Origin of the sequence: Granulicella aggregans, assembly GCF_025685565.1 — a bacterium.
GTDB lineage: Bacteria > Acidobacteriota > Terriglobia > Terriglobales > Acidobacteriaceae > Edaphobacter > Edaphobacter aggregans_B.
Genome location: NZ_JAGSYE010000001.1, coordinates 1,963,767 through 1,975,950, shown reverse-complemented (window position 1 = coordinate 1,975,950; position 12,184 = coordinate 1,963,767). Strand labels below are relative to the sequence as shown.

The window sequence follows — 12,184 nt, the reverse complement described above, 5'->3', positions numbered from 1 at the left end:
AGCTTTGGCTGCGTTCCTTCCCGTCTCGCGCAGCTAAGCTACTTCTTCCATCCAATCTGAAACTCAGCGCGGTTTGATGGCAGCCCATTTGGCTCGCCTTTCCCACACTCAACCTGCATCGGTCTTAGGACACCTTGTCCTCGACCTCTGGTTTTAAGCGAGTCATCCATGAACGAACGTTCAAGCAAAGGCGCAATGCGCGAAGTCCTCGCCTTCCTATTCCGTCACTGGCGGCGTGAAAAGCTGCTGGTTGTATGGGTTTCGCTGTGCATGATCTCGGCCACAGTATCCGACCTGCTGATGCCGGTGTATTCGGGCAGACTCGTGGATGCAATCGCAATTCACTCGGCAACACGTACTTTCGCGCTGCATGAAGCTCTGCGCGCCATTGTGATGATGGCGGTCTTAGGCGCGGCGATGACAGCTTTGCGCTACGCCGGAATGATGGGAATCATTCGACTGACACTGCGGCTGATGTTCCGGTTTGCGGGTGATTCCTTCTGGCGGGTGCAGCGGTTCTCTACCGACTGGCACGCGAACAACTTCGCAGGCGCGATCGTGCGGCGGATCACGCGTGGCATGTGGGCGGTAGACACGATGGACGACATCCTGCTGCTCGAGATGTTGCCTGCCCTGCTCGTGCTGGTGGGCGCTTCGCTGCTGCTCGGTCTGCGCTGGCCGGGGATGGGTCTCATCGTGGCGGTGGGTGCTGTGGCGTATATCGCGATCTCGGTTTCCCTGTCGCTCTTCTACGTCGCTCCTGCGGCGCGGCTGTCCAATGCGCAGGACACCCGAATCGGCGCGGCGATCGCAGATGCGATCTCTTGCAACGCGGTGGTCAAGTCATTCGGTGCAGAAGGCCGCGAAGACCGTAGGCTGACGAAGATCCTCAGCAAGTGGAACAACCGCACATCGCGAACCTGGGTAAAGGCAACTGCTAACGGCAGTCTGCAGATGTTTCTGTTGCAGGGCTTGCGCACCCTGGTGCTCGTCTACACCGTATGGTTGTGGTGGCAGGGTCGCGCCACCGCAGGCGACATGACGTTTGTGCTTACAAGCTACTTCATCGTGCACGGCTACCTGCGTGACGTGGGACAGCACGTGCGTAACCTGCAGCGCTCGGCCAATGAGATGGAGGAGATGGTTCACTTCCACTCCCAGCCGCTCGGTGTCTCCGATCGCGCCGACGCAAGGCCGATCCGTGTGAAAGGTGGCGAGATTGTCTATGACCACGTGACCTTCTGTTACGCAGGGCAGGTCGAGGCGCTCTTCAACGCGTTCTCCCTGCGCATCCGTCCGGGCGAACGCGTTGGCCTGGTAGGTCATTCAGGGTCAGGCAAGACCACCTTCGTAAAGCTGCTGCACAGACTGTATGACGTGGGTAGCGGAAAGATCGTCATTGACGGACAGGACACCTCACAGGTGACGCAGGCCTCGCTGCGTGAGCAACTGGCGCTGGTGCCGCAGGAACCGATCCTGTTTCATCGCACGCTTGCGGAGAATATCGCCTATGCAAGGCCGGATGCTGCGATGGAAGAGATCGAGCACGCAGCCCGGCTGGCCAATGCGCATGAGTTCATAGAGCGTCAGCCCAAGGGATATCACACTCAGGTAGGGGAGCGCGGTGTAAAGCTCTCTGGAGGCGAGCGGCAGCGCGTGGCATTGGCGCGGGCCTTCCTGGCGAATACTCCGGTACTGGTGCTGGATGAAGCGACCTCAAGTCTCGACTCGGAGTCCGAGGCGCTGATCCAGGAAGCGATGGAGCGCCTGATGGCAGGCCGGACCTCCATCGTGATCGCGCATCGGCTGTCAACCGTGCGCATGCTCGACAGAATTCTTGTCTTCGACCGCGGACGCGTGGTCGAGGAGGGAACGCACGATGAACTTGTACAGCGTGAAGGTGGCACCTACAGGAGACTCTTCGAACGACAGGCGCTTGGCCTCTTTGTGGATGACGCTGACACGTTCGAAGAGGAGTCTGATCTTCTGGACACTGAGGTGGCTTCCTGAAGAAGCCCCTCATGCCAAAGCAGACTCAACCCGGATGAACCGTCTTTTTCTCGGCGAACGCTGCGCCAGCTTTAGCCGTGCAAAGAGATCGGAACTTCCTTCCGCACTCGGAGTGACTCGTTCGCCTGGATCACCCCGAGTGCCGAGCCTAGCCCAACCTTTACATCGGCGATAGGAGAGGTGCCCGTGCGCACGCAATAGATGAAGGCGCGCGTCGCAGCCGTCGTTGGATCTTCCGCTGTGGATACGTCAACCGGCTTGCCGGGGCCTCGATAAGGCATCTCGTTCGAAGGGTTGTAGGACGCACTTGTGACAACGCCTTCGTCCTTTCCGCTTGCGGCAACCACCGGCCTGGTGATCTTCTTCGGCTCATAGAAGAAGGTCGCGTCCTGAAGCGTCAGGTTCAGCGATCCCTTGGTGCCATAGAGCCAGAGTTGATCGCCCATCTTGGCATTGTCGGTGATGGAGGTGAAGATGAAGCGGCGTCCGCCCGAGTAGCTGAGGATCGCCTGCACGTTGTCGTCGGTCTCGCGTCCATCGTGATAGCGGCAGATCGAGCCAGAAGCGAGTGCCGCCTCGGGATATTCGCCGAAGACCCAGTTGGCGATGTCCATGTGGTGTGAACCCAACTCCGCGATAAGACCGAGCGACCACTCATGATAGAGCCGCCAGTTGATGAGATGTTCGAGCGATGGGTCAGGGACGGGCCGTCGCCAATCGTTGTTGCGGTTCCAGTAGCCCATAATGTGGGTGACGTCGCCGATCTCTCCCTGCTGGACGCGCTGCACGGCCGCGCGGATCCAGGGCGAATAGCGGTACTGGTGGCCGATCTGATAGACGCGCTTGCTCTCGGCTGCCGCTGTCACGATGGCGTTCGCCTGCTCGACCGTGTAGGCCATCACCTTTTCGCCGTAGACGTGATGACCGCTGGAAAGCGCGGCAACAACGTGCTCTCCATGAAGGCCCAATGGCGTGGCTACAATGACTGCGTTGAGGTCCTTGCGGTCGAGGAGAGCACGGTAGTCCTTATGCACTGCTACCTCGTGCCCGCAGATGCGATTGAGTTGCGTGAAGCGGGGCTCGTAGACATCTGCGGCGGCAGCTACCGATACGCCAGGCACACGAAGAAAACTGCGGATGAGTTCCTGTCCGCGACTGCCCGCGCCGATGATTCCGAGCCGAAACGGGGAGCTGTCTTTTGCTGGAGCGATCTGACGGGCCGCATCAGTCTCGGCTGCCTCGAAGCTCGAGGCCTCGGTGGAAGCGTTCAGCACGCCGGTGGAGGCAGATACGGCAAGAGCAGAGAGACTCTGGGTAAATTGACGGCGGCTGATCAAGGTTCAGTTTCCTCTTTCCTGCGATGGAGATTTCAACGAGCTACTTTTCGGAGCACACGGCTGGCCCTGCCAGTTTATGGCAATGCAATCGCTGACCGGAGCGGGGCCACGGAAGATGAGAGCTTCGGTGTTGGGCATCGACGCCAGCACCTGCCGCGAAGCCTCTGGTGGAAGAACGAAGACGACCGTAGAGAGCGCATCGCTGTCGGTCGCGCTGGGGCTGATGACGGTACTTTGCAAGACGCCTTCCATGGGGCGCAGGGTCTGAGGGTTGAAGATGTGGCAGTAGCGATGGCCGTCCTTGATAAAGAACTTCTGCGTGCAGGCTCCGGAAGAGAGCGACGTGTCCCTAAGCAAGACGGTAGCCGCGGTGACGCCCGTGGAACGCGGATCTTCTACTTTCACGATCCAGCCGCTCTCGCCAGGCGGCGCTCCAATCGCATAGAGGGTGCTTCCACCGGCAGAGAGGAGCGCTGCCTGGACACCCGCTTCACGAAGCAGGCGGACAGCGGCGTCCACCGCGAAGCCTTTGCCGATACTTCCAGGGTCGAGATCCATCGCGTGATGATTCTTGAAGACGACGCTGCGGTTCTCCTCATCGAGCTCTATCTTCTCGGAGCCGATTGAATCCCGCAGAGACCTTAACTCCGCGTCTGAAGGGACTCGGCCCCCATGCTGGTAGAAGCCCCAGACGCGCAGCAGCGGACCTACGGTGATGTCGAAGGCACCGCCGGAACGCTGGCTCCAGAAGAGTGAGCGTGCGAGAAACTGAAAGGTCTCGGGATCGGTGACGACCAGGCCGTTCCCGGCATCGCGGCTGATCCGCGATAACTCGCTCGAGGGCCGGTAGTTGCTGAGGAGATCTTCCAGCCGGTCGACCTCGTCGAAGGCGAGATCTGCCTCGTGCTCGGCGGTCGGCTGATCGGTCGCGTAGAGGTCGATGGTGAACTCGGTGCCCATGGCCGCATGCGAGAGATGAAACCGCGTCGCAGAGGAGGGTGCCTGGGCGATGCCGGCACGACGGCCGAGAGGAACTTGCACCACAAATAGTGCAATCGCGGCGAGACAAATCCTGACGCAGCGACCGGGAGGGGGCATGCATAGCATCAATGGCATCGCCTTGGCCATCCTTCAAGGCTACGCTCAAAACCAATTTTTGTGCGCTATGGTCAGACCACTTCCTTATGGTTGTTTCGTAGTGCTATGCTTTCCCGCCATGTACAGAACTCCTAGTCTTGCCGCCTTCACCGCAGCGGCCTTCCTCGCTCTCGCGCCGCCCGGGCAGACCCGGCCAGCGACCGATCACGCGACCTTGCTGGTGGTAAATCAGGGCGACCACGACCTCAGCTTCATCGATCCCGCGTCCGGCAAGCAAACTCTCGCCGTCGATGTGGGCGGCATTACGGGCCACGAAGTGGTGGCTACTCCAGACGGTCGGACAGCACTTGTCCCGGTCTACGGAAGCGCCGGCGTAGGCAAACCGGGGACCGACGGCCAGCTTGTCACGGTCGTAGACCTCAAGCAACGCAAGGTCTCGGGAACGATCGACTTCGGCCACGGTGTGCGGCCGCACTGCGCTGTCTTCGATAAGCACCGAAACGTGATTTACATCACGACGGAGCTCGATCAAAGCATCAGCATCGTCAATCCCGATACGCTTAAGATAATCGGCTCGATCCCTACGGGGCAGGCGCAATCGCACATGCTGGCGCTGTCTCATGACGGCCGATTCGGCTACACCGCCAACGTCGGCCCCGGCACTGTTTCGGTACTCGACCTTAACGCGAAAAAGGTAGTTACGGTGATTCCGATCTCCGGCGAAACGCAGCGAATCTCGATCTCGAACGACGACAAGAAGGTCTTTACCGCCGACCAGAAAAAGCCGCAGCTTGCGGTCATCGACACTGCAAGCAACAAGATCGAGGGCTGGATTCCTCTGCCCGCGATCGGCTACGGGACAGCGCCAACACAGGACGGACGATGGCTGCTTGTGGCTTTGCGGACTACGCATCAGGTCGCTGTTGTTGACCTGCAATCTTCGAAAGTAGTGCGCACGATTGACGTGCCTGACACCCCTACCGAGATACTCATACGGCCCGATGGCAAAGTCGCTTATGTCTCATGCGGCAGCAAGGTCGCGGCAATCGATCTTGGTACATGGGCGGTCACAGGCCTTATTCAAGCGGGCAAAAATGCGGATGGTCTGGCGTGGGCGCGATGAGATTTCGAGCGGCCTTCATTCCCTCTCGCTCGTCTCTACGAGCAAAGTCACTAAGGGCAACGCGAACAATCAGGAGAGCAAGATGATGACACGGCGTGAGTTTATGGATAAGGCTGCATTGGGAACGGCGGGACTTGCAATCGCGTCGACGGCGAAGAGTTATGGCCAGATCATGGGATCGAACAACCGGCTGAACTTCGCGGTGATCGGCTTGAATGGCCGTGCCTACGCGCACCTTTCGTCGCTCAAAGCGAATAAGGCAAATGCGCGCATCTCCCACGTCTGCGATGTGGAAAGCAACATTCTGAAGAAGTTTGCGGACAGCACGGAGCGCGAGATGGGCGAGGCTCCGAAGACGGAAAAGGACTTCCGCAACATTCTCGCCATGAAGGAGATAGACGCGATCACGATTGCCACGCCCGACCACTGGCATGCGCCGATGGCGATCGCCGGGGTGCAGGCGGGCAAGCACGTCTACGTCGAAAAGCCGTGCAGCCACAATCCGGCTGAAGGCGTGATGCTGATCGAAGCCCAGAAGAAGACCGGGAAACTCGTGCAGATGGGATCGCAGCAGCGGTCTTCACCGCACAGCATCGAGATTGTCGACAAGATCCACAATGGAGTGATCGGCCGCGCGTATTTTGCGAAGGCCTGGTACAGCAACGTGCGGAAGTCGATCGGCACAGGCAAAGAAGTTCCGGTGCCGGCAACGCTGGACTGGGATCTCTTCCAGGGGCCGGCTCCGCGCCAGGCCTATCGCGACAACGTCCAGCCCTACAACTGGCACTGGTTCAAGATCTGGGGCACCGGCGAATCGCTGAACAACGGCACGCATGAAGTGGACGTCTGCCGCTGGGCGCTGGGTCTCGACTATCCGAAGAGCGTGACCTCGATCGCCGGTCGCTATCAGTTCAAGGATGACTGGCAGTTCTACGACACCATGACCACCAGCTTCCGCTATGACGATGCGATGATCGCGTGGGAAGGCAAGTGCTGCAACGGGATGAAGTACTACGGACGCGACCGTGGTTCGGCCATCATGGGAACTACGGGCACTGTCGTATTGGATCGCGATGGCTATGAGATCTACGACCTGAAGGGCAAGATGACGAGTGAGTTCAAGGTAGGGAATAAGACCGAGTCGACTGATCTGGTGGGCCGCGACTCCATGACGGACGCGCACTTTGCCAACTTCATCGCAGCCATTCAGAAGGGCGAGAAGCTGCGGCAGCCGGTCGCGCAGGGCAACGTCGCAGTCACGATGCTTCAGCTCTCCAACATCGCATGGGAGACGAATCGAGAGCTTCACCTGGACCAGACGGACGGTAAAGTGCTGCACGATGCCGAGGCGATGAAGTACTGGGGCCGCGAGTATGAAAAGGGCTGGGCTCCCAAAGTCTAGAAGAATCACATTCGTCGAGAAACACTCCTAGGAGAACCATGAAGCCACAGGTTTCGCGTCGTAACTTTCTTCGTACTGCCGCGCTCTCCGGAGCCGCCCTGTCGAGCCCAGCAATCCTCTCCGCCGCTGCATCGGCTCCGCGTGAGGAGACCGGCAAGCCATTGCCCATCAAACTCGGCATTGCCAGCTATACCTTTCGCGAGTTCAACCGCTCGCAGATGATCGGCTACTTGAAGCAGATCCATGTCTCCGACCTGAACGCAAAAGATGTGAAGGATCATCTGCCCACCGATCCCACACAAGAGGCTCAGGCCGTCGCCGACTACGCCGCCGCCGGTATCAAGCTTCACGCCGCTGGAGCGATCTACTTTCCGAAGGATGAAGACGACGATATCCGCAGCAAGTTTGAATACTGTAGACGAGCAGGCATCAAGGTCATCGTTGCCGGCGATCCATCTCCCGCGAGCCTTCCTCGCGTCGAGAAGTTCGTGAAGGAGTACGACATCCGGATCGCGATCCATAACCATGGGCCTGAAGACAAGCTCTGGCAATCGCCGCTCGACATCCTGAAGCTAATCAAGAACATGGACCCGCGCATCGGTTGTTGCATTGATGTGGGCCACACTGCCCGCGCCGGTACCGATGTCGTCGAAGCTATCCACGAGGTCGGCCCGCGTCTCTTCAATATGCATATGAAAGACCTCGCAGACATGAAGGTGAAGGAGAGTCAGGTCGCTGTGGGCCAGGGCAAGATGCCCGTCCGCGAGATCTTCGAGGCGCTCATCGCCACGAAATACGCGGGATTTGTCGACCTCGAGTACGAGATCCATGGTGACGATCCCATGCCGGGTGTCATAGAAAGCTTTGCGTACATGCGCGGTGTACTGACAGGGCTCGGATACGCAAACCACGCCTGAGCCAAACTAGAGCAGTGGAGAAAGCGGTTTCTCAATGAAAAAGATGGATCGTCGTGAGTTAGGTCTTGCGTTGTCCGCATTCGCGGCCCTTGGCGGCATTTCGGCAGAAGCCCAGTCTGGCGAAGGCCCTGCTCTTGCTCACTCCGAAATCTTTGCGTTCGACAAATTGCCGGTTCATACCGGGAAGAATGGCATGGCTTCGCGGGCGGTGATACGCGGCACTTTGGCGACCGGCGAATACATCGAAGTCCACGAGACGACGCTTCCTCCGGGCGAGATGCCGCATCCTCCGCATCGTCACACGCACTCCGAACTGCTGCTGATCCGCGAAGGCAGACTCGAGGTGACGAGCGATGGCCATCATGGCTATGTCGAGCCCGGCGGTGTGATCTTCACCGCATCTGGCGTCCTGCACGGATTGAAGAACGTGGGGAATGTTCCAGCGAATTATTTTGTGGTTGCCGTGGGTCTGCAGAAAGTAATCGATTAGGCAGCGTCCTTGCCGAACCTGTGAAGTGCCGATCGAGTACCTGCCAGAGAGATACGCTTGACGAAAGTTTAATACAGCGAGTAAATTCCTCGTGGTCTGACCAATGACACATAGTTTCATTGCCAAACTTTCGGAGGAAATTGATGCTCGCACGTGCTCGCAGCTTCGCCTTTTCGCTCGCAATCTTATCGATCCTGTTTTGGGAAGGAACCTTCCTTCATGGCCAGGCTGTCAGCGGCACCATCGTCGGCACAGTGACTGACTCGACGGGCGCAAGCGTACCCAACGCCCAGATCACGATCGTCCTGACCGGCCAAAGCGTCACCTACACAACTGTTACGAACGAGAGCGGTAACTTTACCGAACCGAATCTTCCCTCTGGCACCTACACCGTCACCGTCGTCTCTCAAGGATTCAAGAAAGAGACCCAGGAGAACATCGCGGTCCTGACCAACCAGACGACCCGCGTTGACGTTAGCCTGTCCAATGGAAGTTCGACCGAGACCATTACCGTCACTTCCGCGCCTCCTCTGCTACAGACGGACCGCGCTGACATCTCGACATCTCTCGAACAGCACCAGATCGCCACTCTTCCGCTCAGCAGTGGCAACAGCTTCCAGTCTCTGCTCAACACGGTTCCGGGCATGGCGCCTGTAGTCTTCAATAATTCGCAGTTCTTCAACGCTAATAATGATCTTTCGGTGAATGCGAACGGCCAGTCTTCCTATGTGAACCTTTACCAGATCGAAGGTATCGATGATGACCAGCGCACGGGTATCCACATCATCCTCGTTCCTCCGGCTGCCGCCATTCAAAATGTAGACATCACCACCAACAACTTCGAGGCCGAGTTTGGCCGGGCGGTTGGCGGGGTCGTCAACGTGACCTTGAAATCGGGGACCAACAACTTCCATGGGTCGGCGTTTCAAAGCATGGAGAACAACGGAGTCAATGCGCGGAACTACTTCGCCACAGGCCCGAACGGGCGACTCGTTTACAACTACACAGGCGGCTCGCTGGGCGGTCCGATCCTGAGGGACAAGCTGTTTGCCTTCGGCGACTTTCTCCGCGTCTCCGACCACGAGGCTTCGACGGTCAATACCACCATCCCGTTCTACAACGCCGCCGGCGGTGTCTTGAACCTGAGCGGATACAGCGGCCAGGTCTACGATCCAAACACCGGCGTCACGGCGACCTGCGCGGGCGGCACCGGGGCAGTCTGCGGCACAGGACGTACACCCTTTACCGGCAACCTGATTCCCCTCTCGAACGCTGGCATCAGTCCCGTTGGCCTCACCGTTCTTCAAGACCTCGATGCCATTGCCAGAAACCCGAAACTGAATCTCGCTTCGGCCAAGTACATCGCCGGAACTACGACAAACAACTTTTCTCAGAACTCGCCGTTCAGCAAGGACTCAATCAGCTATGACATCAAGTCGGATTACGCTATTTCCGATAAGAATCATCTCAGCGGACGCTTCAGCCATCAGAAGACGACGACCTTCCAGGCTCCCCTCTTCGGGTCCTTTCTGGGTGGTCCCACAGGTGGAGGCTTCGAGGCGACGGGAACCGCGGCGGCCTATAGCACCGGTGTCAACTACGACCACACCTTCTCGCCAACTCTGCTTACGGAAGTGCGCTTCGGCGTCGCTCACCTGCGTAACTCTGCCCAGCAGACAGACTACGGTAAAGACGATGCGACGACCCTTGGCATCCCTGGCAATGGCCCGAATGGTACAGACAACACCCCAACCAGCAGCGGACAGGTCGCCTTTCAAGTGAGCAACTTTGCCGGCAACGGTGAAAACGGCACGGGTAATCCTCTGATCGGCTACTCACAGTCTTTGCCCTGGCTGCGCGCCGAATCGAACATCGACGCCGCGAACAACTGGACCAAGATCCTTGGCAACCACACCCTAAAGGCTGGTGTCGATGTACGGCGCATCCGCGACGATCTTCTTCAGGGAAACATCAACGCCGCGGCTGGGACCTTCTACTTCAGCGAGAACCAGACCTCCGCTCCCGGTGCTACCGCATTCAACGGATCCGCAACCGGACAGGCCAACGACATCGCCAGCGTGCTCTTTGACGTTCCCTACTCGGTGGGCCAGGACACCAACAGCACCTTCCCGGCCTATCGGCAGACGTGGTTCTTCTTCTTTGTCTCAGACAAATGGCAGGCAACACCCAAGCTCACCCTCGACTTCGGCCTTCGCTATGAGCTCTACCCTCCGGCAACGCCGCGGAAAGCCGCAGGCTTCGTCAACTACAACCCGGCTACGAATCAACTGGTCGCGGCCGGCATCGATGGGAACCCCTCGAATCTCGGCATGAAGACGGACTACACGAACTTCGCTCCTCGCCTGGGAGCTTCGTACCGGGTCAACGAGCAAACTGTCGTGCGCGCGGGATACGGTGTCAGCTATGTCCCTTTCGTCGACAACAGTTACGCCTACAATTACCCGATCAAGACCAGCACGAACTATACGTTTACGCCCACCTACGGGCCCGCGTTGAATCCGGCGGGCGGCGTGGTGAACTTTGTGACCGGCATTCCGGCTACTCCAACCGTTGCTTTCGGATCGGACGGCACCCTGACAGAGAGCGCGGCCAACGGCACTATCGGTCTGGGCAACCTCTACATCCCCCTGAACTTCAAGAATGCGTACGTCTCCTCCTGGAATGTGGCCTTGCAGCAGGCGCTCCCGAAAGACATGTCACTTCAGGTCGCCTACGTCGCCAATCACGGTACACGTATCGACGTCGCCCAAAACATCAATCAGCCCACCATCTATGGCCAGAGCAATGCGTACGATCCGTTGAAGGTGGCGTTCGGCAAGACTGCCTCGGTAACTGAGTACTTTCTCGGTTATTCCACCAACTATCAATCGCTACAGGTACAGCTCTCCCGTCGCTTCACCAATGGGATCGCATTTAGTTCTGCTTTCACCTGGGGAAAGGCGCAGAACTACCAGACCGGTGCGCAGGATGGCGGACTGCTCTTCTGGGCCGGTCCGGTTCACCGCAACTACGCTGTCGCAGACTTCGACCGCACGCGCAACTTCGAGCAGACCGTAACCTACGAGCTGCCCGCTGGACATGGACACCACTACTTCAACTCTGGCCCTACCGCATATGCTTTGGGTGGATGGAGGGTCTCGGCGATTCTGTCCGCAGTTTCGGGCCTGCCCTTTACCGTCTCGACCAGCAGTGCCACGGGTGGAACCACGCAGACCGTGAACAAGATTGGCCCCTACAAAGTCACGCACAACGTGACCGGTGCAGGTACGGCGTCCTGGTTCAATCCTGCTGCATTCGCCGCACCTGCCGCGTGCGTCGCCTATTCGGCGACAAACACCACACCGTGCGTCTTCGGCAACACCGGGCGCAACCAGTTCCGCGGCCCCGCTTACTTCTCTGACAACCTCTCTGTCTTCAAAAGCTTTCCTGTCTTTCGTGAGGCTGCCGTCGAAGCTCGCTTTGATGCCTTCAACCTGACCAATACGCCTGCCTTCGGACTTCCCAACAGCTCGCTTGGGTCGCACCTCGGGCAGATCTCCGGCACGCTTGGCAGTGGAGTCGGCAATGTAAACGGCGTCGGAGGTCCGCGCGTCCTGCAGGCGGGTGTGAAGCTGACCTTCTAACCCGCTGTACGAGAAAATGGAGGCGTTCGGTCGCTCCGCCAGCCGGACGCCTCAGTCCTGCGGATTGCAATTGTGCTCCCCGAACTGAAACTAATCCACCAGCGGGCAGTCTTCCGGGACGATGCCGCCGTCTAAACCTTCATACGGAATAAGGAGCTTGATC

General features: G+C 58.7%; 8 protein-coding genes. 6 read left to right on the top strand and 2 right to left on the bottom strand.

Annotated elements, in window-relative coordinates; all coding sequences use genetic code 11:
* Positions 1–168 precede the first annotated feature (168 nt).
* Positions 169–2,010, top strand: coding sequence for an ABC transporter ATP-binding protein (locus tag OHL18_RS07785; RefSeq protein WP_263374246.1), 1,842 nt, complete (start codon positions 169–171; stop codon positions 2,008–2,010).
* Between the two features lie 71 nt (positions 2,011–2,081).
* Here OHL18_RS07785 and OHL18_RS07780 read toward each other — a convergent pair whose 3' ends face one another.
* Positions 2,082–3,347, bottom strand: a complete 1,266-nt coding sequence (locus OHL18_RS07780; protein ID WP_263374245.1) for a Gfo/Idh/MocA family protein — start codon at positions 3,345–3,347, stop codon at positions 2,082–2,084.
* A gap of 3 nt (positions 3,348–3,350) precedes the next feature.
* A complete protein-coding gene (locus OHL18_RS07775) occupies positions 3,351–4,445 on the bottom strand; it encodes an FAD:protein FMN transferase (protein ID WP_263374244.1) in 1,095 nt (364 codons plus the stop codon).
* Positions 4,446–4,563: 118 nt separating this feature from the next.
* Here OHL18_RS07775 and OHL18_RS07770 point away from each other — a divergent pair, with 118 nt between their 5' ends.
* From OHL18_RS07770 to OHL18_RS07750, 5 genes are all read left to right on the top strand, one after another.
* Positions 4,564–5,568 (top strand): YncE family protein, encoded by a 1,005-nt coding sequence (locus OHL18_RS07770; protein ID WP_263374243.1) that lies wholly within the window; start codon positions 4,564–4,566, stop codon positions 5,566–5,568.
* An 82-nt stretch (positions 5,569–5,650) separates the two neighbouring features.
* The gene (locus tag OHL18_RS07765) at positions 5,651–6,970 is read left to right on the top strand and encodes a Gfo/Idh/MocA family protein (protein ID WP_263374242.1); all 1,320 of its coding nucleotides are present in this window, start codon (positions 5,651–5,653) and stop codon (positions 6,968–6,970) included.
* Between the two features lie 38 nt (positions 6,971–7,008).
* Positions 7,009–7,887, top strand: coding sequence for a sugar phosphate isomerase/epimerase family protein (locus tag OHL18_RS07760; protein ID WP_263374241.1), 879 nt, complete (start codon positions 7,009–7,011; stop codon positions 7,885–7,887).
* Positions 7,888–7,921: 34 nt separating this feature from the next.
* Positions 7,922–8,377 (top strand): cupin domain-containing protein, encoded by a 456-nt coding sequence (locus OHL18_RS07755; protein WP_263374240.1) that lies wholly within the window; start codon positions 7,922–7,924, stop codon positions 8,375–8,377.
* Between the two features lie 143 nt (positions 8,378–8,520).
* Entirely contained in the window at positions 8,521–12,021 is a 3,501-nt protein-coding gene (locus OHL18_RS07750) for a TonB-dependent receptor (RefSeq protein WP_263374239.1), read from the top strand.
* The last annotated feature ends 163 nt before the right edge of the window (positions 12,022–12,184 follow it).